This is a genomic window from Streptomyces sp. SCUT-3, from assembly GCF_014083985.1.
GTDB classification, from domain to species: Bacteria; Actinomycetota; Actinomycetes; order Streptomycetales; family Streptomycetaceae; genus Streptomyces_H; species Streptomyces_H thermolineatus.
In genome coordinates, this window is record NZ_CP046907.1 from 4,433,649 (window position 1) to 4,455,405 (window position 21,757).

At 74.4% G+C, this 21,757-nt stretch carries 16 protein-coding genes, 1 tRNA gene and 2 pseudogenes; 13 read left to right on the top strand and 6 right to left on the bottom strand.

Annotated features, from left to right (window positions below; genetic code table 11):
- Positions 1 to 131 precede the first annotated feature (131 nt).
- From GQS52_RS19600 to GQS52_RS19615, 4 genes are all read left to right on the top strand, one after another.
- A complete protein-coding gene (locus GQS52_RS19600; RefSeq protein WP_182314666.1) occupies positions 132 to 1,313 on the top strand; it encodes an HpcH/HpaI aldolase/citrate lyase family protein in 1,182 nt (393 codons plus the stop codon).
- A gap of 117 nt (positions 1,314 to 1,430) precedes the next feature.
- Entirely contained in the window at positions 1,431 to 4,085 is a 2,655-nt protein-coding gene (locus GQS52_RS19605) for a phosphoribosyltransferase (RefSeq protein ID WP_182314667.1), read from the top strand.
- Complete coding sequence (locus GQS52_RS19610) at positions 4,082 to 5,014, top strand: HAD family hydrolase (RefSeq protein ID WP_259370865.1); 933 nt, start codon at positions 4,082 to 4,084, stop codon at positions 5,012 to 5,014. Before GQS52_RS19605 ends, GQS52_RS19610 begins: the two co-directional genes overlap by 4 nt.
- Before the next feature lie 45 nt (positions 5,015 to 5,059).
- Positions 5,060 to 5,722, top strand: a complete 663-nt coding sequence (locus GQS52_RS19615) for a class I SAM-dependent methyltransferase (RefSeq protein WP_182314668.1) — start codon at positions 5,060 to 5,062, stop codon at positions 5,720 to 5,722.
- Positions 5,723 to 5,837: 115 nt separating this feature from the next.
- Here the strand turns inward: GQS52_RS19615 and GQS52_RS19620 are convergent, their stop codons facing one another.
- A complete protein-coding gene (locus tag GQS52_RS19620; protein ID WP_182314669.1) occupies positions 5,838 to 6,065 on the bottom strand; it encodes a zinc ribbon domain-containing protein in 228 nt (75 codons plus the stop codon).
- A gap of 93 nt (positions 6,066 to 6,158) precedes the next feature.
- Positions 6,159 to 7,409, bottom strand: a complete 1,251-nt coding sequence (locus tag GQS52_RS19625; protein ID WP_259370866.1) for a hypothetical protein — start codon at positions 7,407 to 7,409, stop codon at positions 6,159 to 6,161.
- Between the two features lie 182 nt (positions 7,410 to 7,591).
- On the opposite strand from GQS52_RS19625, the pseudogene GQS52_RS19630 reads away from it, so the two are divergent.
- The 6 genes and pseudogenes from GQS52_RS19630 to GQS52_RS19655 all read left to right on the top strand — a co-directional run bounded on the left by GQS52_RS19630 (position 7,592) and on the right by GQS52_RS19655 (position 13,616).
- Positions 7,592 to 9,225: pseudogene (locus tag GQS52_RS19630) on the top strand (ABC transporter substrate-binding protein).
- Between the two features lie 167 nt (positions 9,226 to 9,392).
- Positions 9,393 to 10,358 carry an ABC transporter permease gene (locus GQS52_RS19635; protein WP_259370867.1) on the top strand — a complete coding sequence of 322 codons (966 nt, stop codon included), beginning with the start codon at positions 9,393 to 9,395 and terminating at the stop codon, positions 10,356 to 10,358.
- 187 nt (positions 10,359 to 10,545) lie between these two features.
- Positions 10,546 to 11,358, top strand: a complete 813-nt coding sequence (locus GQS52_RS19640; RefSeq protein WP_182316582.1) for an ABC transporter permease — start codon at positions 10,546 to 10,548, stop codon at positions 11,356 to 11,358.
- Positions 11,359 to 11,429: 71 nt separating this feature from the next.
- The gene (locus GQS52_RS19645; protein WP_259371159.1) at positions 11,430 to 12,695 is read left to right on the top strand and encodes an ABC transporter ATP-binding protein; all 1,266 of its coding nucleotides are present in this window, start codon (positions 11,430 to 11,432) and stop codon (positions 12,693 to 12,695) included.
- Entirely contained in the window at positions 12,688 to 13,380 is a 693-nt protein-coding gene (locus GQS52_RS19650) for an ATP-binding cassette domain-containing protein (RefSeq protein WP_182314670.1), read from the top strand. The genes GQS52_RS19645 and GQS52_RS19650 overlap by 8 nt, the downstream gene beginning before the upstream one ends.
- A gap of 164 nt (positions 13,381 to 13,544) precedes the next feature.
- Positions 13,545 to 13,616, top strand: a tRNA-Val gene (locus GQS52_RS19655).
- An 809-nt stretch (positions 13,617 to 14,425) separates the two neighbouring features.
- Here the strand turns inward: GQS52_RS19655 and GQS52_RS19660 are convergent.
- Positions 14,426 to 14,881, bottom strand: a complete 456-nt coding sequence (locus tag GQS52_RS19660) for a MarR family transcriptional regulator (protein ID WP_182314671.1) — start codon at positions 14,879 to 14,881, stop codon at positions 14,426 to 14,428.
- A 238-nt stretch (positions 14,882 to 15,119) separates the two neighbouring features.
- Between GQS52_RS19660 and GQS52_RS19665 the strand changes: the two genes are divergently transcribed.
- Together GQS52_RS19665 and GQS52_RS19670 are read left to right on the top strand one after the other, a co-directional pair.
- Entirely contained in the window at positions 15,120 to 15,644 is a 525-nt protein-coding gene (locus GQS52_RS19665) for an ATP-binding protein (protein WP_182314672.1), read from the top strand.
- Between the two features lie 81 nt (positions 15,645 to 15,725).
- The gene (locus GQS52_RS19670; RefSeq protein WP_182314673.1) at positions 15,726 to 16,340 is read left to right on the top strand and encodes a hypothetical protein; all 615 of its coding nucleotides are present in this window, start codon (positions 15,726 to 15,728) and stop codon (positions 16,338 to 16,340) included.
- A gap of 87 nt (positions 16,341 to 16,427) precedes the next feature.
- Here GQS52_RS19670 and GQS52_RS19675 read toward each other — a convergent pair whose 3' ends face one another.
- Complete coding sequence (locus GQS52_RS19675) at positions 16,428 to 17,663, bottom strand: homoserine O-acetyltransferase (RefSeq protein ID WP_182316583.1); 1,236 nt, start codon at positions 17,661 to 17,663, stop codon at positions 16,428 to 16,430.
- Between the two features lie 2 nt (positions 17,664 to 17,665).
- Positions 17,666 to 19,030 carry a bifunctional o-acetylhomoserine/o-acetylserine sulfhydrylase gene (locus GQS52_RS19680; RefSeq protein WP_182314674.1) on the bottom strand — a complete coding sequence of 455 codons (1,365 nt, stop codon included), beginning with the start codon at positions 19,028 to 19,030 and terminating at the stop codon, positions 17,666 to 17,668.
- Positions 19,031 to 20,000: 970 nt separating this feature from the next.
- Between GQS52_RS19680 and GQS52_RS19685 the strand changes: the two genes are divergently transcribed.
- Complete coding sequence (locus tag GQS52_RS19685; protein ID WP_182314675.1) at positions 20,001 to 20,537, top strand: winged helix-turn-helix domain-containing protein; 537 nt, start codon at positions 20,001 to 20,003, stop codon at positions 20,535 to 20,537.
- A gap of 7 nt (positions 20,538 to 20,544) precedes the next feature.
- Here GQS52_RS19685 and GQS52_RS19690 read toward each other — a convergent pair.
- Positions 20,545 to 21,678 (bottom strand): annotated as a pseudogene (locus tag GQS52_RS19690) (IS630 family transposase).
- Between the last annotated feature and the right edge of the window lie 79 nt (positions 21,679 to 21,757).

Genomic DNA, 21,757 nt, shown 5'->3' on the forward strand with positions numbered 1-21,757 from the left:
CATGTGGGGGAAGCAGTTCGGTCACCGGATCTTCATGGTCCCGGGAACAAAATGTCGGTCTTCATACGTACGATAATCGGCCAGTTGCCGGGCGATGCCGCCCCTACCAGGCCTCATCACTCGGGAGTCGCATGCGTCATTTCGGGCACCTGGACGAGCAGGTGCAGGAGGCTCTGTTCCACCGCAGGCCCGCGGAGTTCGACTCCGCGTCCCCCGCGGCCGTCCTGTCCGTGGCACTCGGAGCCACCCTCTACAGCCCCGCGAACCGGCCCCGGCTCGCCGACGACGTCCTCAAACAGGCGGCCCAGGGCGTGGTCTCCATGGTCCTGTGCCTGGAGGACTCCATCGACGACGCCGAGGTGGAGCAGGCCGAGGCGAACCTCGTCGGGCAGTTCGCCGACCTCGGCCGGCGCGCCGGCCAGTGGGGCGGCCGGGGGGCCTGCCTGCCCCTCCTCTTCATCAGGGTCCGCACCCCCGGGCAGATCACCGACCTCACCGCTCGCCTCGGCGGCGACCTGCGCCTGCTGTCCGGGTTCGTCCTGCCGAAGTTCACCGAGGGCAGCGGGATCCCGTTCCTGGAGGCGCTCACCGCCGCCCAGGAGGAGCACGGGCAGCGCCTGCTCGCCATGCCGGTCCTGGAGTCCCCCGAGCTGCTGCACCTGGAGACCCGCCAGGAGACGCTGGCCGGCATCGCCCGCACCGTCGACAAGTACCGCGAGAACGTGCTCGCCCTCCGTCTGGGCGTCACCGACTTCTGCTCCGCCTACGGCCTGCGCCGCGCCCCCGACATGACCGCCTACGACGTGCAGATCGTGGCCGGCGTCATAGCCGACGTGGTGAACGTACTCGGACGCGCGGACGGCACCGGCTTCACCGTGACGGGGCCGGTCTGGGAGTACTTCCGGGTCCAGGAGCGGATGTTCAAGCCCCAGCTGCGGCGCACCCCCTTCACGCCGAAGGCGGAGAAGCTGCGGGCCGCACTCATCGAGCACGACATGGACGGCCTGCTGCGGGAGATCGAACTCGACCGCGCCAACGGGCTGCTGGGCAAGACCTGCATACACCCCAGCCACGTGCCCGCCGTGCACGCACTGTCGGTGGTCTCGCACGAGGAGTACTGCGACGCCGCCGACATCCTGGACGGGGACCGCAGCGGGGGCGGCGTCCTGCGCTCCGCCTACACGAACAAGATGAACGAGGTGAAGCCGCACCGGGCCTGGGCCGAGCGCACCCTGCGGCGGGCCGAGGTGTTCGGCGTGGCGCGGGAGGGCGTGACGTTCGTGGAACTGCTGGCGGCCGCGCTGCCGTCCTGACCCCGGCCCGCCGCGCACCCCGGAGGGCCCCGCGTACCCCGGAGGGCCCCGCGCACCCGTACGCCCCGCACCTTCCGCACGCCCCGCACGACCGAAGACAGGGAAGAGAAGCACCGCATGACATCAGCAGCACCGCAGACCTGGTCGGGCCGGTGGGTCGCCGACCGCCTCGGGGTCGGCCTCGTCCCCGCGGACGGCCCGGCGGACGCACCCGCGGGCACACCCGCGGACGCGTCCGCGGGCGGCCCGGGAGGCGGTTCTGCGGGCGGCCCGGCCCCGGCCCCGGCCCTCGCTGAACTGCTGGGGCTCGCCCTGCGCCGCAACCCCCGGCGGGCCCACCTGCTGGTCTCCAACGTGCTGGGCAAGCACGTCCCCCAGTTGCCCGCGACGGTGCACGGCGCGGGTGTCCGGCTGGGCGAGCGGGTCCGGGAGCTGCTCGGGGAGGAGGACGCCGCGCGCGCCGTCGTCCTCGGTTACGCGGAGACCGCGACCGGGCTCGGCCACAGCGTCGCCGACGGACTCGCCCTCGCCCCGTACCTGCACTCGACCCGCCGGCCCGTCGCGGGGGTGCGCCCGGTGGGCGGCTTCGAGGAGGAGCACAGCCACGCCACCTCCCACCTGCTGCTGCCCGAGGACCCGCGCCTGCTGGCCGGGGACGGCCCGCTGGTGCTCGTCGACGACGAGTTCTCCACCGGCAACACGGTGCTCAACACCGTCACCGCGCTCCACGCGCGCCACCCGCGCGATCACTACGTGATCGTCGCCCTGGTGGACATGCGGTCGCGGGCCGACCGGGCCCGGCTGGAGGAGTTCGCCGCCGGGCTCGGCGCCCGCACGGACGTCGTCTCCCTCGCCGGGGGAACGGTCCTGCTGCCGCCGGACGTCCTGGCCCGCGGCCAGGCGCTGGTGGCCGAGCACGAGACGGCCTCGGCGGCCGCCGCCCCCGCATCACCGGCGGCTTCCGCATCACCCGCTGCCGCCGCCCCGGCCCCCGCCGAGCGCGTCGACCTCGGCTGGCCCGAGGGCCTGCCCGACGGGGGCCGCCACGGCTTCACCCCCGCCCACCGCGCCCGCCTCGAGGCCGCCCTGCCCGCCATGGCAGCCCGCCTCGCCGCCCGCCTCGGCCTCCCGGCCCCGGCCCTCCCGCTCCCCGCCGTTCCCGGCGGTCTCCCCGCCGCGCCCGGCCCCGGCGCGCGCCGGGTGCTGGTCCTCGGCAGCGAGGAGCTGATGTACGCGCCGCTGCGCCTGGCCGGCGCCCTGCAGGACGCCCTGGGCGGGGCGGCCGAGGTCCGCTTCTCCACCACCACCCGCTCGCCCGTCCTGCCCGTCGACGACCCCGGGTACGCGATCCGCACCCGCATCTCCTTCCCCGCCCACGACGACCCCGCCGACGGCCCCGGCGAGCGCTACGCCTACAACGTCGCGGCCGGCACCGACCCCGCCCGCGCCTTCGACGCCGTCGTGGCGGTCGTCGACTCCGCCGGGGACACCCCCGCCCTGCACGCGCCCGGCGGCCTCCTCGCCCGCCTGGGCGAGGAGACCGGCCGCGTCCTGCTGGCCGTCGTGCCCTCGTACACCCCCGACGGACAGGCCCGGCCCGTGCACCGTCCCGCATCCCACGACCTTCCCGAGCCGCTGCGCGGACCGGCGTTCTCCTCGTACGCGGCCGACGAGGTCGGCTGGCTGCTCAAGGACCTCTCCGACGTCACTCTCGAGGCGCCCACCGAGGAGCGGGAGGAGGCGATCCAGAGCGGCGGCGCCCACTACGCCGAGTCGCTGCCGGTCGAGTACCAGCCCACCGCCGAGTACCGGGCGCTCTTCCGCAGTGCCCTGGACGCCTCCGCCGCCCGCATCGCCCGCGCCGTCGGAACGGTCACCGAGACCCTGCTCGCCGAGCGCGGCCCCGGCGCCGTCCTGGTCTCCCTGGCCCGCGCCGGAACGCCCGTCGGCGTGCTGATGCGCCGCTGGGCGCTGGCCGCGCACGGCACCGCCCTGCCCCACTACGCCGTCTCCATAGTCCGCGGCCGGGGCATCGACACCAACGCCCTGCGCTGGCTGGCCGACCACCACGACCCGGCCGACGTCGTCTTCGTCGACGGCTGGACCGGCAAGGGGGCCATCGCCCGTGAACTGGCCGCCGCCGTCACCGCCGGCGACGTCCCGGCCGGCTTCGACCCGCGGCTGGCCGTGCTCGCCGACCCCGGCCGCTGCGTGGACACCTACGGCACCCGCGACGACTTCCTCGTCCCGTCCGCCTGCCTGAACTCCACCGTCTCCGGCCTGGTCTCCCGCACGGTGCTGCGCGCCGACCTGACCGGGCCGGGCGACTACCACGGCGCCAAGTTCTACCGGGAGCTGGCGGACTCCGACGTCTCGGGCGTCTTCCTCGACGCCGTCACCGCCCGGTTCGAGGAGGTCGCCGACGCCGTCGCCGGCGACGTCAAGGAGCTGCGGGCGCAGGACCGCACCCCCACCTGGGAGGGCTGGGCCGCCGTCGAGCGGATCAGCGAGGAGTACGGCATCGGCGACGTCAACCTCGTCAAGCCGGGGGTGGGCGAGACCACCCGGGTGCTGCTGCGCCGCGTCCCGTGGCGGGTCCTCGCCCGGCGCGGCGCGGGCGCCGACCTGGACCACGTGCGGCTGCTCGCCGGACAGCGCGGCGCGCCCGTCGAGGAGGTCGACGACCTGCCCTACTCCTGCGTGGGGCTGATCCACCCCCGCTTCACCCGGGGGGCCACCGGTACCGGCGGAACGGCGGTGGCCGCGCGATGACCGCCGCCCCGACTCCCGCCGCCGGTCCGGCAGTGCCGGCCCCCGCGGCCGGCCGCGCGCCCCTCCTGGCCGCCAGCGACCTGGACCGCACCCTGATCTACTCGGCCGCCGCCCTGGCCCTGGACGTCCCCGACGAGCAGGCGCCGCGCCTGCTGTGCGTGGAGGTCTACAACAGCGCGCCGCTGTCCTACGTGACCGAGACCGCCGCCGGCCTGGTCCGCGAACTCGCCGACGCGGCCGTCTTCGTCCCCGCCACCACCCGCACCCGCGAGCAGTACCGGCGCATCCGCCTGCCGGGCCCCGTCCCGCCGTACGCCATCTGCGCCAACGGCGGCCACCTGCTCGTCGACGGCGCCACCGACCACGACTGGCACGCCGAGGTCCGCCGCCGGCTCGACGACGGCTGCGCCCCGCTGGCCGAGGTCCGCGCCCACCTGGCACGCACGGCCGACCCGGCCTGGCTGCTCAAGGACCGCGTGGCCGAGGACCTGTTCGCCTACCTGGTCGTGGAACGCTCCCTGCTGCCGGACGGCTGGGTCGACGAGCTCGCCGCCTGGGCGGGCGAGCGGGGCTGGACCGTCTCCCTGCAGGGCCGCAAGGTCTACGCGGTGCCCGGGCCGCTGACCAAGAGCGCGGCGCTGGCGGAGGTCGTGCGGCGCACCGGCGCCGGCGAGGTGCTCGCCGCCGGCGACTCGCTGCTCGACGCCGAACTGCTGCTGGCCGCGGACACCGCCTGGCGGCCCGGCCACGGGGAACTCGCCGACACCGGGTGGACGGGGCCGGGAGTCACCGCACTGGAGACGGCCGGCGTCGCGGCGGGCGAGGAGATCCTGCGCCTGATGCTCGCCCGCGCCCGAGCCCGAGCGGGCGCGCCTCCGCGGCCGGGGACCGCCCGCGGTGTTTCCGGTGCACCGGCCCCCCGCCCCTGAAAGGCTGGCCCCGTTGGTGGACGACGACACAACGAGGTGGCAGCCATGACCGAGTCCAGGATCCTCGCCGTGGACCTTCCCGCGGGCCTGCGGCAGTACGTGCCGGCCCAGAACCCGCAGCCGGACCCGGTGGAACAGGAGCTGATCGACCGCACCCGGGAACTGGGCGGCGTGGCCGGCATGCAGGTCTCGCCCGCGCAGGCGGCACTGCTGCGCTTCCTGGTGGGCCTTACGGGCGCCCGGAACGTCGTGGAGATCGGCACGTTCACCGGCTACTCGACACTGGCGATGGCCCGGGCCCTGCCCGACGGCGGGCGGCTGACCGCCTGCGACGTCTCGCGGGAGTGGACGGCGCTGGGGCAGGAGGCGTGGGCGAAGGCGGGGGTGGCGGACCGCATCGACCTCAGGATCGCCCCGGCCCTGGAGACCCTGCGCGCGATGCCCGCCGAGCCCCGCGTCGACATGGCCTTCCTCGACGCGGACAAGGAGGGCTACATCGCCTACTGGGAGGAGCTGGTGCCCCGGATGCGGCCGGGCGGCCTGCTGGTCGTGGACAACACCCTCTTCCACGGCGAGGTGGGCGACCCCGGCGCCACGGGCGCGGCCGCCCACATCCGGGCGTTCAACGACCACGTCCGGGCCGACCGGCGCACCGAGTCCGTGCTGCTGGCCCTCGAGGACGGCGTCACGCTGGCCCGCCGGCTCTGAGGGCCTCCCCGGCCCGGGACGCCGGCCCGGGCCACCGGGACGGGACCCTACGGCCCGTCCCGGTCACCGGCGCGGCCAGGTCCGGCCCTCCGGGGGCCGGTGCCGTGCGGGCCGGTCAGCCGCAGCAGCCCCCGCCGCAGCACCCGCCGCCCCCGCCGCCGGCGGCGGACTGCGGTGCGGGGGCGCCGCCGGAGGCGGTGCCGGTGACGGCGACGGTGGACAGCAGTTTCACGGTGTCGCCGTGGCCCTCGGGACACACGGCCGGGTCGGAGGACTCGGCCATCGGGCGGCTGAGCTCGAAAGTGGTCCCGCAGGCGCGGCAGCGGTAGTCGTAGCGAGGCATGCCGGAAGGATAACCGCGAGGAGGGCCTCGCCTCCTGCCCGCGGCGTCCTGCCCGCGGCATCCTGTTCGACGCGGCTGTCAGTGCCCCGGCGGTCAGTGCCCCGGCTGTCCCCCGCGCTCCTCCCGGATGAGCCGGACGACCCGCTCGGCGGTGTCGCGCACCGCCGCGGTCTCGGTGAGGAAGTGCCAGTAGTCCGGGTGACGGCCGTTCAGGCCGTCGATCGCGCGCTCGAGCCGGGCGACCGCGTCGTCCAGGGGCCGGGCGTGCCGGGGGTCGGGGGTGCTGCGGCCCGTCATGGCCAGCCGCTGGGCGTCCCGCAGGGCGAACCGGGTGCGGTCGATCTCCGGCTGCCGGTCGCGGGCGACGTCGTCCAGCAGCCGCAGCCGTTCCTGCACGGCGGAGACCGCCTCGTCCACCTCGTTGAGCAGGGCACGTGCCGTGCTCGTCCGGGAGGTGGCGTCCGCCCACGCCTGCGCGTCGTGCGCGCGCCGGGCCTCGGCGAGCCTGTCCTCCGCCTGCCGCAGCGCCTCGGCGGCCCGGGCGGGCAGCGGCTGCAGGTCCTGCCAGCAGGCCGCGCTGAATCGGCGCCGCAGCTCGCTCAGCACCGGCCCGACCTGCCCGGCGCGGGTGGCCAGCGCTTCGGCGCGGGTGGCCAGGGAGCGCAGCCTCCGGTCGATCTCCCGGGCGCGCTCGGGCAGCCGCTCGGCCTCGCTGCGCAGTGCCTCGGCGCTGCGCAGCACGTCGTCGGCGCGCTGCAGGGTGGCCCGGACGCCGTGCGTGCCGGCGCCCTCGTTGAGGCGTGAGAGTTCCGGGCCCAGCCGTGCCAGGCGGGCGGCCAGGTCGTCGGCGCGGAACCCGGCGGCCCGGACGTCGTCGAGCGCCCGGGTGGCGGCGAGCAGCGCCTGCCGGGCCCGCTCCACGGCGGGCAGGAGCCGGGCGAGCTGCGTCTCCGCCCGTTCCAGCAGCGGGGCGGACGACTGCGCGAAGCGGTCCAGGGCGCCCTTGACCCGCACCAGTTCGTCCCGGGCGGCGAGCAGTTCGACGCGGGCCCGCGACGCGGCGGCGGGGGAGAGGTCGTCGCGGTCGAGGTCGCACGCGTCGACGGCGGCTATGTAGCCGGCGCTGGCGGTGTCCACGGCCTGCCCCAGGGCCGCGAACTCCGCCGCGGCGCGCTGCGCGTCCGGGGAGTCGTCGACCGCGGCCAGGGTCTCCACGGAGATCCTCAGGTCGCGCTGGGCGGAGTCGAGCTCGTAGAACGCGTGCGCGGCCGCGTCCTTGGCCTCCTGCGCGTCCGCCCGCAGGCCGTCCCCGCCGCGCCGCCACCACGAACGTGCCGTCGTCACTTCCCCGCTCCCGCAGTCCCCGCTCCGGCCGTGCCGGCTTGCCGCTCCATCCTCCCACCCGCCGGCCGCGGGCACACGGGGCCGTGCGCGAGGGCGGGGGAGGGGCTGTGGCCCGCGGTGCGCACACAGTGTTTAATTGCGATTTGATTGCAACAACTTTGGATCTTCAATTGGGGTGGGCGATGACTGCCAGGACCGGACGGGGGCTCGCGGCGACCGCGGCGGCCGGCGCGATACTGGCCGCGACGGCGGCCTGCTCGGTGCCGAGCAGCGGCGGCGGGAACAGCGGCGGCAGCGGGGACGGCGGGAGCGGCGGGAGCGGCGCCGGGGACGGTACCTCCCTCGTCGTCGGAATCGCCCAGGAACCCGAGACCCTCAACCCGCTCCTCGGCTACGGCAAGGACGGCAACTCCAAGATCTTCGACGGCCTGCTCACCCACGACGCCGGAATGAAGCTGCGGCCCGCCCTCGCCGAGGAACTTCCCGACGTCTCCGACGACGGCCGCACCTACACCTACCGGCTGCGCGAGGGCGTCGAGTTCAGCGACGGCGAGGAACTCACCGCCGAGGACGTCGTCTTCACCTACGAGACCATCCTCGACGAGGGCACCAACAACCCCTCCAAGGGCGAACTCGACGCCGTCGCCGACGTCCGGGCGAAGGACGACCGCACCGTCGTCTTCCGCCTGAAGTACCCCTACGCGCCCTTCGCCGAGCGCACCGTCCTGCCGATCGTCCCCGAGCACGCCGCGGGCAAGGGGGACGTCAACACCGGCCCGTTCAACACCGCCCCGATCGGCACCGGCCCCTACGTGCTCACCGGCTGGAGCCGCGGCGAGAAGCTCACCCTGAAGGCCAACCCCGACCACTGGGGCGGCGCGCCGAAGGTCGAGCGGCTCACCATGGCCGTCGTCGAGGACGACGACGTCCGCGCCACCCGGCTGCGCTCCGGCGACCTCGACGCCGCCGTCCTCCCCCGGCCCTCGCGGCCGGATTCGAGGACGACGAGGGCCGCAGGCGGATCGACGCCCGCACCGCCGACTACCGCGCCGTCACCCTGCCCACCGGCAACAAGGTCACCGGCGACACCGCCGTCCGCCGCGCCCTGGACACCGCCGTCGACCGCGACGCCATGGTCGACGGAATCCTCGACGGCGCCGGCCGGGCCGCCCACGGCCCGATCCCGGTCCACAGCCCCTGGTTCGCCGAGGGCACCGAGCGCCCCCACGACCCGGCGAAGGCCCGGAAGATCCTCGACGAGGCCGGCTGGAAGCCCGGCGAGGACGGCATCCGCACCAAGGACGGCCGCCGCGCCTCCTTCACCCTCTGGTACTTCTCCGGCGACAAGCTCCGCCAGGACCACGCCCTCGCATACGCCTCCGACGCAAAGAAGATCGGCATCGAGGTGAAGGTGCAGGCCGGCACCCGCGAGACCGTCCGCGCCCGCCTCGGCAAGGACGCCATGCTCATGGGCAACGGCTTCCCCGCCGACCCCGACTTCGACCTCTACGGCCTCCTCCACTCCTCCCTCGCCGGAGACGGCTGGAACAACATGAGCCGCTACACCTCCGACGAGGTCGACGAAGCGCTCGACGAGGGCCGCCGCAGCAACGACCCGAAGACGCGGGGGAAGGCCTACGACCGGGTGCAGCGCGCCCTCGTGAAGAACCCCGGCTACACCTTCCTCACCCACATCGACCACGTCTACGTCATGGACGACGACTGGGACGGCGTCACCACCCAGCTCGAACCCCACGACCACGGCCTCGGCACCGGCCCCTGGTGGAACGTCGAGGACTGGACCCCGAAGAAGTGACCCCCGCAGCGCACCCGGGCCCGGACGCCCGCCCCGGGCCAAGCTCTCCTCCTGAGGCGGGCTCTCTTCCCGCGGCGGGCTCCCGTCCCGGCAAGGGCCCCCGGCCCGCCGAGGGTCCCCGGCCCGCCGAGGGGCGCCGCCCAGGGGCCGGCCTGCCCCTGGGCCCGATGGCGAGGATGGCCGGGCGGCGGCTGCTGGCCGCCGTCCCCGTCCTCCTCGCCGTCACCCTCGGCATCTTCGCCGTCGCCGCCGCCTCGCCCTTCGACCCCGCCCAGGCCTACGCCGGCACCGCGGGCCTCAACGCCTCCCAGGAGACCCTGGACCGGCTCCGCGCCAACCTCGGGGCCGACCGGCCGCCGCTCGCACAGTGGTGGGACTGGCTCACCTCCGCCCTCCGCGGCGACCTCGGCCACTCCGCCGCCCTGCGCCGGCCCGTCGCCCAAGTGCTGGCCGAACGCCTCGGCTGGTCCGTCCTGCTGGGCGGCGTCGCCTTCGCCGTCACCGTGCTCGCGGGCACGGCGCTCGGCGTCGTCGCCGCCCGCCGCCGCGGCGGCCCGCTCGACCGCCTCGTCACCGGCGGCTCCTACGTCCTGCAGGCCGCGCCGCCGTTCTGGATCGGCCTGCTCGCCATCTGGCTCTTCGCCCTCCACCTGGGCGTCCTCCCGGCCGGGGGGCTCACCGACACGGGCTCGGACACCGTCACCCCAGGCTCCGTCCTGCGCCACCTGGTGCTCCCCGCCCTCGTCCTCGCCGCCTCCCAACTGCCGTGGTTCGTCCTGTACGTGAGGCAGTCGGTCGGCGACGCGCTCGACGAGGACCCGGTGCGCGGCGCCCGCGCCCGCGGCCTGCGCGAACGCACCGTCCTGCTGGGCCACGCACTGCGCTCCGGCCTGCTGCCCGTCCTCACCCTCGTCGGGTCCCGGGTGCCCGAACTGATCACCGGAGCGCTGCTCGTGGAGACCGTCTTCAGCTGGCCCGGCATCGCCGACGCCACCGTGCGGGCCGCCACCGCGGTGGACTTCCCGCTGCTCGCCGCCCTCACCGTCCTCGCCACCGCCGCGGTGCTCCTCGGCAACCTCGCCGCCGACCTGCTCCACGGAATCGCCGACCCCCGGGTGGGATTCGATGGCTGACCCCGCACCGGCCTCCGCACCGGCCGCACCGGCCCCCACTCCCGCCTCCGCTTCTGCTCCTGCCTCCGCTCCTGCTCCCGCGCCGGCCGCTCCCGTCCCCGGCGGTCGCGGCCGACGCGGCCTCCGCCCCGGCCGACCTCGCCGTTCCGGCCGACCCCGCCGCCCCGCAGGCCGTGGCGTCCGCGCCCTGCGGGTGTGGTCCTCCGCCGCCGTCGCCGTCCTCGCCGTGGGCGCAGTCCTGATCGTGCCGCCGCTCGTCCAGCTCGACGAGCAGGCCGTCGACCTGTCCGCCAAACTCCTGCCGCCCTCCTGGGCGCACCCCTTCGGCACCGACGACCTCGGGCGCGACCTGCTGCTGCGCTGCGTCCACGGGCTGCGGGTCTCGCTCCTGGTGGGCGTGGTCGCCGCCCTCGCCGCCACCGTCGTCGGCACGGCGGTCGGCGCGTCCGCGGGCGCGCTGGGAGGACGGGCGGACCGGGCCGTCATGCGCGTGGTCGACGCCTTCTCCTCCGTGCCGCACCTGCTCATGGGCATCTTCGTCGTGGCGATGTTCCGGCCCGGGGTGTGGCCGGTCGTGGCCTCCGTCGCCCTCACCCACTGGCTGACCACCGCCCGCATCGTCCGCGCCGAGGTGCTGTCGCTGCGCACCCGCCCGTTCGTGGACGCGGCGGTCTCCGGCGGCGCCTCCCGGTGGCGCGTCGGCGTACGGCACCTGCTTCCCGGCGTGCTGCCGCAGGCAGGGCTGGCGGCGGTGCTGATGGTCCCGCACGCGATCTGGCACGAGAGCGCCCTGTCGTTCCTGGGCCTGGGCCTGCCCACCCACCGGGCCAGCCTCGGCACGATGATCCAGGCCGCGCGGGGCTCGCTGCTCGCCGGAGACTGGTGGCCCACCCTCTTCCCCGGCCTGTTCATCATCGTGCCGACCCTGGCCGTCGCCGGCCTCGCCGGCGCCTGGCGGGAACGGATCAACCCGCGCCGCCGATCGGAGCTGATGCTTTGACGCCCCCGCCCCCGCCCCCGCCCCCGCCCCCGCCGTTTTTCCCTTCCCCGTCACCGCCCCCGCGGCCGTCCCTGTCCGTCCGGGACCTGTCAGTGCGCTTCCGCATGCGGCGCGGCGCGGACGTCGCCGCCGTCACCGGCGCCTCCTTCGACCTCGACGCCGGGCAGTGCCTGGCTCTGGTGGGGGAGAGCGGCTGCGGCAAGTCCGTCCTCGCCTCCGCCCTCCTCGGCCTCCTGCCGGGCAACGCCCGCGCCACCGGCACCGCCACCGTCCGCACCGGCGCCGATGCCACCGTCCGCACCACCGGCCGTGGCGGTGGCGCCGAGACCGACAGCGGCCCCGCAACCGCCCGCCCGGCCGGCAGCGCCGCCGCCCGCCTCCGTCCCGGCCTCCGTAGTCACACCCGGCCCAGCCCCCGGAATGCCCCCGGAGTTCCGGACGTCCTCGACCTGCTGGCCGCGGACGAGGAGACCCTCGCCCGCCGGGTCCGCGGCCGGCTCGTCGGACTCGTCCCGCAGAGCCCCGCCGCCCACCTCACCCCCGTGCGCACCGTCCGGTCCCAACTGGAGGAGACGGTGCGGGAACTGTGCGCCCCCGCCCGGCAGGACCTGCGTGCCGCGGCCGAGGCGGCGGCCGGGCGCGCGGCCTTCCCCGCCGACCACCTCGACCACTACCCCCACCAGCTCTCCGGGGGCCTCGCCCAGCGGGCGGCCCTCGCCCTGGCCCTCGTCGGCGACGCCCCCGTCCTCCTCGCCGACGAACCCACCACCGGCCTGGACCGCGACCTGGTGAACCGCACCGCCGACGAGCTGCGCCGCCACGCCGACAGCGGCCGCGCCGTCCTGCTCGTCACCCACGACCTCGTCGCGGCCGAACGCACGGCCGACCGCGTCGCCGTGATGTACGCCGGCCGCATCGTCGAACTCTCCGACGCCCGCGACTTCTTCGGCACCCCCGGCCCCCGCCACCCCTACGCGGCCGGACTCCTCGACGCCCTACCCACCCGCGCGTTCCGCACCATTCCCGGCACGCCGCCGGAACTGGGCAGCCTCCCCGCCGGCTGCGCGTTCGCCCCCCGGTGCCACCGCGCCACCGACACCTGCACCACCACCCTGCCCGCGCCCCCGGCCCCCACCGGCGGAGCCGCCTGCCACCACCCCCTCGAACCGGCCCCCGCCACCCCGGCCTCCGCCGCCCCGGGCCCGGCCTCCATCACCTCGCCGACGCCACCCGCCCCCGTCCCCCTCCCCGCGCCCGCCTCCGCCCGTCCTGCTGCGCACACGGGCCCGGCCGGCCCCGCACACCCCGACCCCACGGAGGCCGCCGCCGATGCTTGAACTGCGCCGTATCACCGCCGGCTACGACCGGCGCGCGCCCGTCCTGCGCGGAGTCTCCCTGGACATCGCCCCCGGAGAGGCCGTCGGCCTCCTGGGCCCCAGCGGCTGCGGGAAGTCCACCCTCGCCCGGGTCGCGGCCCTGCTGCACCGCCCCGACTCCGGGGAGGTCGTCGTCGACGGAACCCCCGCCCGCGGCTGGCGGCACCGCGCACCCCGCGAGCAGCGCACCGCCTTCGGGGTCGTCTTCCAACAGCCCCGCCTCTCCACGGACCCCCGTCTCACCCTCGCCGCGGCCGTCGCCGAACCGCTGCGCGCGACCGGCCGCCGCGCCGAGGCAGGCTCCCGCACCGCCGAACTGGCCGAGGCGGTCGGTCTCACCCCCGACCTCCTGACCCGCCGGCCCCACGAGGTCAGCGACGGCCAGTTGCAGCGCGCCTGTCTGGCCCGCGCGCTGGCACTGCGCCCGCGCTGGCTGGTGTGCGACGAAATGACGGCGATGCTGGACGCCTCCACCACCGCGGCCCTCGTCGGCGTCGTCGAGGACTACCGGCGGCAGACCGGCGCCGGCCTCCTGGCCGTCGGACACGACCGCGACCTGCTGGAACGCTGGTGCGACCGCACCGTCACCCTCGAGTCCCTCACGGCCCCGCCCGGCGGACCCCGCTCACCGGTCGCCGGACGGTGAGTCGGACCCGCGGCCGGTGACCCCGGCCGGCGGTGGTCCCGGCCCGTGACGGCCCGGCCGGAACCGGGACAACGGTTCGCCCGCCTGCCCGGTTGAACGGCAGGGCACGAAACACGGTAGCCTGTGCACTCACCTACGGCCGGGCTCAGCCGGTCCGGTCGCAGGGGCGCATAGCTCAGTGGTAGAGCACTGCTCTTACAAAGCAGGGGTCGGCGGTTCGAAACCGTCTGCGCCCACCCCGCACCAGCAGCGCAGAGCCCCGGACCGCACCACGGTCCGGGGCTTCTTCATGCCCGACGACGTCCACGGGTGACCTCAACGGTGGCGTGACAGCCTGTCCGTGCGGCTCATCACCTTCCGCCGGGCACCCTGGGCAACGGCACGAAGCGAGTAACAACTTTCTTCACGGGTGCGAGGCGGCTCGCTCCGCCCGCGCGCCAACGACAACCGCCTCACGGGGCGAGCACCATCACGACCGGATCGTCATCGGCCAACGACCACGGCCCACACCCGGAGGTGCCGGCCAGGCCGCGAATCGACAGCCCGCATCGGGAGGGGCGGAATCAGGAGGGGGCGGGATCGGTGGACCGGCTTACACGGTGGGTGCGCGACCGAGTGCGGCACACCTGTTGTGCGCGCACAGAGGCTGGCTATGAGGGAGGCGTTCCCGCGGCTTGAGCGCCGTCGCCAACGACTTCCGTCGCCGGTGCAAGCCGGTGAGGTCGGCTGCCGCCGAGCTGTGGCGGGCCACCGTCGTATCGGTGCCCAACGAGACGGCTGGGCTTCCTGCGAAGGACGGATCGGAAGCCTTCTGCTGTCCGTGCCCCTTCCGTGCCGCGTCTGACGGGGAACCACAGGGGCTACGGGGACGTCGCGGTACCGGGTACGAGGACGGCCCCTGGCCGAACTTGCTGGTCAGAGGCCGCTTTGTTGCTTCCGCCTGCGGAGGGTGTGGGTTTTGAACCCACGGTGACATCGCTGCCACGACGGTTTTCGAGACTGCTCATGACGGGCCCCGCTACGGACGGACACAGCCGATCGGCAGCTACGGGAGGTCGCTGTTGCCGCCGAGGTTGGCGATCATCCGGCGGAGCACGTTCAGGGTGGTGACGTAGTCGGCGGTCTCCACGCCGTTGTGCATCTGCTCGTGGACCTTGAGGGTGCGGGCCTTCGCGCGCTGTCGTCCCCCTTCGCCGGCGTCGGTGAGTGTGAGGCGGCCGTTGAACTCCGCGATCCAGCCCCGGGAGACGAGGTCGGCGTAGACGGCCTCGAAGTCGGTGTCCTGACGGTCGAAGGGGGAGAGCTTGGCGGTGAGGGAGACGCGGGTCCACTGCTCGGGGGCGCCGGCGAGGTGGTTGAGGATCCACCAGTGCGGTTGTGTGAGCCTTTCCTCTGCGAGGGCGGCACGGATGCAGCCGACTACGATCTCGTTTGCGACCCCGCTCCAGTAGCCGATGGGCTGGGCGGCAAGCTGCTCTTGCGAGTACTCCGTGATCGTCATGCCTGGACCGTAAAACTCGAAGCGCAGTTGAGGTCAACAGGTGACATCCAATGGCGGAGGCGTCGCCGCAGGGCGTGATCGGTCTGATGTCCCGGACCGCTGGGGAATTGCGCAACCGCTACGGTGGTTCATCGCCCGGCAACTGAGAGCCGGCAAAGCCGCAGGCCGCCGCCAAGACGTCTCAGCCTCTCCTGCAAACCGGTGGTCGTCCGCATGCCCGGCCTGACACGATCCGGGCGTGACCACGTTGTTCCTGCTGGTCGGCCTGCCCGGGGCCGGCAAGACCACTCGTGCCCGGCAGCTCGCCGAGGAGTACGGCGCGCTGCGCCTGACGCCCGACGAGTGGATGATCCCGCTGTTCGGTCTGTTGGAGGCGGACGGGAAGCGCGATGTACTGGAAGGGCGGATGCTCCGGCTCGCGCTGGAGGCGGTAAAGCTCGGCACCGACGTAGTGATGGACTTCGGCTGTTGGTCCCGGGACGAGCGGTCCGCGATCCGCTGGCTGGTGGAGGCCGAGAGCGCGCGCTTCCGCATGATCTACCTGCCGGTGGATGACGCGACCCAGCGCGCCCGGATCGCCCACCGCCGGGCGACCGCCCCCGAGGAGACGCTGCCGATGTCCGAGGCCGACATCCTCTACGGGCGGGCGCACTTCGAGGAGCCCGACAAGGCGGAACTCGACGGGTGCACGATCGACGGCCCGCCTTATGGATGGCCGACCTGGCGGGAATGGGCCGCCGACCGGTGGCCGTCTTTCGCGTGACTGTTTCGGCCCACGACAACGAGCGCCCGGTAGTGCGCCGCGGCCGTTGTCCTCCTTCGGGGCGGCCTCTACGGTGTGCGCATGCGTCTGAGTGCCCGGGAGTGGGACATCGAGAGGTTCGGCCCCGGTGCCCGCCGGTGGCTGGTGGGCCTGTCCGCGGTGCTGTTCCTGGTGGTGCTGATGGTCGTGGTGCCCGGGCTGTGGCGCTGGTTGGACAGTGCCCCGTTCCTGGGGGCGGCGGCGACGGCGGTGCCCCTCGACGACGGCCCCGGCTGGGGAAGGCTGTACACCGCCGCCTACGTGTCCTCGCTGGCGCCGGGGCTGGTCGCGGTCGGCGCGCACCTGTCCTGGGCGGTGCGCCGCAGGCCCGGCGGCCGGGTGCCCACGCCGCTGCTGGTCGCCGTCGGCGCCCTGGCCGTCTGCCAGTGCGCGTTCGTCGCCGCGGGTTGGGGGGAGCCCGCCACCGGGGACGCGCTGGGCGAGAGCCTGGAGAGGGCGGGGGTCGGCGTGTGGGGCCGCGACGTCGTCGAACGCGGCTGGTACGTCGGTTTCGCCGCGCTGGCCGCCTGGCTCGCGGCCGCCGTGTTCGCCTCCACCCGGCGCACTCGCTCGCACACCTGGTTCGCCGTGCTCCTGGTCCCCGCCACGGTGCTGCCGTGGCTGCTGCTCTCCGGCCCCCACCTGTTCCGGCCCTGACCGCGGCCCTCCCGTGCACGGCAACGGCCCCGGACCGTCCTGGATCGTCCTGGATCGTCCGGGACGGTCCGGGGCCGTCGCCGCTCTTCAACTCCTCACGGTCGGCCGGTCGGCCGTGGACGGTTCCCTGTCCCCGGCCGGTTCCCCGGTCAGTTCCCCGATCAGGGAGGCCACTTGTTCCGTTTCGACCAGGAAGCCGTCGTGGCCGTGGGGCGACTCGATCACCCGCAGCCGGTCCGCCCCCGGGACGCCGGCGGCCAGTTCCGCCTGCTGGGCGAGCGGGTAGAGCCGGTCGGAGTCGACGCCGGCGACCAGGGTCCGGGCGGTCACCCGCCGGAGCGCCGCCGCCGTGCCGCCGCGTCCCCGGCCGACGTCGTGGGCGTTCATCGCCTCGGTCAGCGTCACGTAGCTGCCCGCGTCGAAACGCCTCACCAGCTTGTCGGCGTGGTGGTCGAGGTAGGAGTCCACCCGGTACCGGCCGCCCCGCCGGGGGTCCTCGCCGTCCTGCGGCAGGCGGCCGAACCGGGCCTGGAGCTCCGGTTCGCTGCGGTACGTCACGTGGGCCGTCCGCCGGGCGAGGCCGAGTCCCGTGTGCGGGCCCCGTCCGGGGCCCGCGTCGTGGTAGTCGCCCCCGCGCCACCCGGGGTCCGAGCGGATGGCCCGCAGTTGGACGCCCGCCCAGGCGATCTGCTCGGCGCTCGCTGCGGCCGTGCAGGCCAGCAGCAGCAGTGACCGCACGCGCCGCGGACGGGTCACGGCCCATTCCAGGGCCCGCATGCCGCCCATCGAGCCGCCGACCACCAGCGCCCAGCTCTCGATTCCCAGGGCGTCGGCCAGGCCGGCTTCGGCGGCCACCTGGTCCCGCGGGGTCAGGTGCGGGAACGCGCTGCCCCAGCGCCGCCCGTCGGGCCGGTGCGAGGCGGGGCCCGTGGTGCCCTGGCAGCCGCCCAGGACGTTGGGCGCTACGACGAACCAGCGGTCGGTGTCCAGGGCGCGCCCCGGCCCGATCAGTCCGTCCCACCAGCCCGGGGTGGGGTGGCCGGGGCCGGCCGGGCCGGCGGCGTGGCTGTCCCCGGTGAGGGCGTGCAGCAGCAGGACCGCGTTCGAGGCGTCCGGGGCCAGGTGCCCCCACGTCTCGTAGGCGATGCGGACGCCGGGCAGTGTGCCGCCCGCCTCCAGCGGCAGCGGTTCCCCCCTGGCCGCCCAGCGGCGGTCGCCGGGAGGGTTCCCCTCCTGCCAGGCGCCGGTCGCCGGCGGGAGGGAGGCCGGAAGGGAGGCCGGGGGAGAGGGGGCGGGTGCGTTCGCCGGGGTCTTGGTCCGGATGTTCAGGACGCCTCCTTCGCCGCGCGGAAGCCGGCCTCGAGGTCGGCCTTGAGGTCCTCGACGTCCTCGATGCCGACCGACAGTCGCACCAGTCCCGGGGAGACGCCCGAGGCGGCCAGTGCCTCCTCGTCCAGCTGGCTGTGGGTGGTCGACGCCGGGTGGATGATCAGGCTGCGCACGTCCCCGATGTTGGCCAGGTGGCTGAAGAGCTCCACGGCGTCGACGAAGCGCTTGCCCGCCTCCACCCCGTCGCGCAGTTCGAAGGACAGCACCGCTCCCGCGCCGCGCGGCAGGTACTGCTGTGCGGCCCGGTGCCAGCGGTTGGACGGCAGGCCCGGGTAGTGCACCGCCGCGACCTCGTCGCGTCCCTCCAGCCACTCGGCCAGTGCCAGGGCGTTGGCCGAGTGGCGTTCGAGGCGCAGCGACAGCGTCTCCACGCCCTGCAGGAGGAGGAAGGCGGAGTGCGGGGACAGGGCGGGCCCGAGGTCGCGCAGCAGTTGGACGCGCAGCTTGACGGCGAAGGCGCCCGGGCCGAGGGCCGGCCAGTAGCGCAGGCCGTGGTAGCTGGGGTCGGGCTCGGAGAAGTCGGCGAAGCGCTCGGGGCGGGCGCCGAAGTCGAAGGTGCCGCCGTCCACCACGACACCGGCGATGGTGGTGCCGTGTCCGCCCAGGAACTTCGTCGCCGAGTGCACGACGATGTCGGCGCCGTGCTCGATCGGCCGCAGCAGGTACGGGGTGGGCACCGTGTTGTCGACGATCAGCGGTACGCCCGCGGCGTGGGCGACGTCGGCGACGGCGCGCACGTCCAGCACGTTGCCGCGGGGGTTGCCGAGCGTCTCGGCGAACAGTGCCTTGGTGGTGGGGCGGATCGCCGCCCGCCAGGCCTCCGGGTCGTCGGGGTCGTCGACGAAGCTCACCTCGATGCCGAACCTGGGCAGGGTGTGCCGGAAGAGGTTGTACGTGCCGCCGTACAGGGAGGTGCTGGAGACCACGTGGTCCCCGGCGCCCGCCAGGGTCAGGACCGCCAGGGTCTCCGCGGCCTGCCCGGAGGCGAGGGCCACCGCGGCCACGCCCCCTTCGAGCGCGGCGACGCGCTGCTCGAAGACGTCCTGGGTGGGGTTGTGGATCCGGGTGTAGATGTTGCCCGGCTCGGCCAGGGAGAACAGGTCCGCCGCGTGCCGGGTGTCCCGGAACACGAAGGAGGAGGTCTGGTAGATCGGCACCGCGCGTGCCCCGGTGGCCGGATCGGGTGCCGCTCCGGCGTGGACCTGCTTGGTCTCGAAGGACCACCCCGCGGCGGCCGGCCGGGCGTGTTCCCCGGAGGGGGTGCGGCCGGCGGTGACGGAATCGACGGACTGCTCGCTCATGATTCTCCGTAAGGGGTCGTATGGGGTGTGAGGGGCCGTAAGGGGCTGTGGGGGCTGTGGGGAGCGGGGACGGGGTGCAGGGGCCGGTGAAGGACCGGGCGGTGCGTGGCGGGTGCGGGGAGGCCGGTGGTGCCGGGCCTCCTGCGGCCGGGGAAGCAGCTCCCGCCCGGTTCGCGGGCGGGGCCGCCCGGAGGCCGGTCCGGCAGGAACCGGCTTCTGCGGGAGGCGGCTTCCGGGGAGCGTCCGGTTCCGGGGCTCGCCGGGGTGACGGCGGGTGCGCGGAACCCGCCTCCCGGTCGGGGTCGACAGGAAGGCGCTGCGGGCCCTGAGGGCTCGGGGAGTGCGAGGGTGCGGGCGTGCGGGGGAGGGCAATGCCGCGGCGTGCGCACGGCCGGGGACGGAAAGGGTTCCGCCGGCCGCGGGAGGGATCGTTCAGGAACGCGGGAAAGCGGCGCGCGGCGGCATCAGCACACGGCGGTACAGCCGGTGCTGGTAACACGCGCGTAGTCGATGTGACGCCGCATCACGAGCATGACCATGAGCGCAGTGAAGCACACGGGTGCCCGGCGTGCCATCGCTTTGTGCTGTGACGGCGGGCACGCGCGGCACCATTCCCTATTTTTCCTACCGATTACCTGGGGAAGCGTTGACGGACGGGAACGGCGCGGGGAGGATGAGGAACATGTCCCGCACGCAGCAGCCGCTCGTACGCCGCAGGCATGTCGACTTCCGTCGCGTCGCCGGCGCCGTCTGCTGTCGCGACTAGAACAGCGGTCGCCGCGCTTTCCCGCGCCGCTCTTCCCCGCTCGCCCTGCGCCCTCCCGCCCTCCGTCGCCGTGCGACGGGCCCGGGCGCGGCCCCTGCGGCTGCGCCGCGGGCCGCTGCCGGCCGGGAGCCTCGCCGCAGGCCCCCCTCCCCGCCGATCCGCCGCGCACCCTGGTTCCCGCGCGCCCCCTGAAGGACGACTGCCATGACCACGACGCTGTCCGCGCACGCCTTTCGACCCGCCTCCCCGCCCTCCGCCCCGGGCCGCCTGCGGCTCGTGGGCGAGGACGGGTGCGAAGGCGCGGGAACCGACGTCCCCCCGGGTCTCGTCGGGTATCTCGTGCTCCTGCCCGAGGGGGTCGACCCCGCGGCCCTCCTGGCCGCCAACGGGGTGCGGCCGGAGATCCGCCCCCTTCCGCACGACGGCGCACCGCCCTCGCCGCCCCCCGGGGACGATCCGATCCGCATCGACCGGGAACGGCACGTCGTGGAGGTGGACGGCCGCGAACTCGACCTCACGTTCCTGGAGTTCGGACTGCTGGCCCAACTGGCCGAGCATCCGCACCGGGTGCACTCGCGCGACTTCCTGGTGTCCAACGTCTGGGGCTACGGGCACGTCGGCGACGGCCGCACCGTCGACGTCCACGTCGCACGCGTGCGGCGCAAGCTGGGGGAGGCCCACCGGCACCGGATCGTCACCGTCAGGAGACTGGGCTACAAGTACGTGCCCGACCCGCGCTAGCGCCGTGTCAGGCAACGTTTGCCCTGTCGACGACGGTCCGTAGACGTCGGTCGTCGGCGTGGCGGTTTCGTCAGATGATGTAGCGGCGGATCATGCTGCCCTGTTCTTTGTGGTCGATGTGGTCGGTGCCGTCGAGGGTGAAGTAGCGCAGGGCGGTGAACTGGGCCTCGATCCGGTTGATCCAGGATGAGTTCGTCGGTGTGTAGGCGATCTCGACGTTGTTTGCCGCGGCCCAGGTGCTGACGCGCTGACACTTCTTCGTGGTCAGGTGCGGGGAGAAGTTGTCGCAGACGATCGCGATCCGCACCGTAGGTGGGTAGAGGGTGCGGAGGTAGCGGCAGAATTCCAGGAACTGGGTGCGTCGCTTGACGGGTTTGATGTGGCCGTAGAGCTTGTCCTTGGCCAGGTCGAGGGCTGCGAACAGGTGTCGCACTCCGCCGTAGCGGTGGTAAGTTGCCCGCCGCCGACGGCGGGGTTCGCGGTCGGGGTCCTTGTGTTTGCCGCTGCGCTCGGCCCACTGCCGGCCGGGGTGGGGCATCAGATTGAGCGGGCCGAACTCGTCCATGCAGAAGACGACGTCGGGCTCACCCTCCTCGGGTATGACCTCTCCGTCGGCGATCGCGTAGAGGTGTTCGACGCGGGCCTTCTTGGCCGCGTAGTCCGGATCACGAGAGGTCTTCCAGGTCTTCACCCGTTGAAAGGAGACGCCTTCCTCGCGGAGCAGGATGCGCAGGCCCTCGTGGCTGATGTCGTCGACCACCCCCTCGGCGACCAGGAAGTCCGCCAGTTTGGTCAGGCTCCACGACGAGAACGGCAGGCCGTGCTCGGTCGGCATCGACTTCGCGACCTTCTTGATCTCCCGCCGCTCGGCCAGCGTGAACGTCCTGGGCCGGCCGCCGGAGTACTTCGGACACAAAGACGCGAAGCCGTCGGCGTTGAAGTTGTGGATCACGTCCCGGACCCGGTCGGGGCTGGTGAACGACACCTCGGCGATCCGTGTGACCGGCATGCCTTGCGCGGACAGCAGCACCACCTGGGCCCGCCTCCAGGTCACCACCGACCCTGTGCCCCTGCGGATGATCCGCAGCAGTCCGTGTCTCTTGTCGTCATCGATCTCGCGTAAACGCACCGGTGCGGCCATAGCCGCATACTCGCTGGTTTTTCCCGGCGGCGTCGTAGCAGTATGTGCACGGAATACCTGGGCAGAGCCCGCTTATCAG

Coding starts and splice junctions, on each gene's coding strand:
- GQS52_RS19660 (WP_182314671.1), bottom strand. CDS start 14,881: ATGACGATCACGGAGTACTCGCAAGAGCAGCTTGCCGCCCAGCCCATC.
- GQS52_RS19620 (WP_182314669.1), bottom strand. CDS start 6,065: ATGCCTCGCTACGACTACCGCTGCCGCGCCTGCGGGACCACTTTCGAG.
- GQS52_RS19615 (WP_182314668.1), top strand. CDS start 5,060: ATGACCGAGTCCAGGATCCTCGCCGTGGACCTTCCCGCGGGCCTGCGG.
- GQS52_RS19670 (WP_182314673.1), top strand. CDS start 15,726: ATGCGTCTGAGTGCCCGGGAGTGGGACATCGAGAGGTTCGGCCCCGGT.
- GQS52_RS19600 (WP_182314666.1), top strand. CDS start 132: ATGCGTCATTTCGGGCACCTGGACGAGCAGGTGCAGGAGGCTCTGTTC.
- GQS52_RS19685 (WP_182314675.1), top strand. CDS start 20,001: ATGACCACGACGCTGTCCGCGCACGCCTTTCGACCCGCCTCCCCGCCC.
- GQS52_RS19610 (WP_259370865.1), top strand. CDS start 4,082: ATGACCGCCGCCCCGACTCCCGCCGCCGGTCCGGCAGTGCCGGCCCCC.
- GQS52_RS19635 (WP_259370867.1), top strand. CDS start 9,393: ATGGCGAGGATGGCCGGGCGGCGGCTGCTGGCCGCCGTCCCCGTCCTC.
- GQS52_RS19680 (WP_182314674.1), bottom strand. CDS start 19,030: ATGAGCGAGCAGTCCGTCGATTCCGTCACCGCCGGCCGCACCCCCTCC.
- GQS52_RS19650 (WP_182314670.1), top strand. CDS start 12,688: ATGCTTGAACTGCGCCGTATCACCGCCGGCTACGACCGGCGCGCGCCC.
- GQS52_RS19605 (WP_182314667.1), top strand. CDS start 1,431: ATGACATCAGCAGCACCGCAGACCTGGTCGGGCCGGTGGGTCGCCGAC.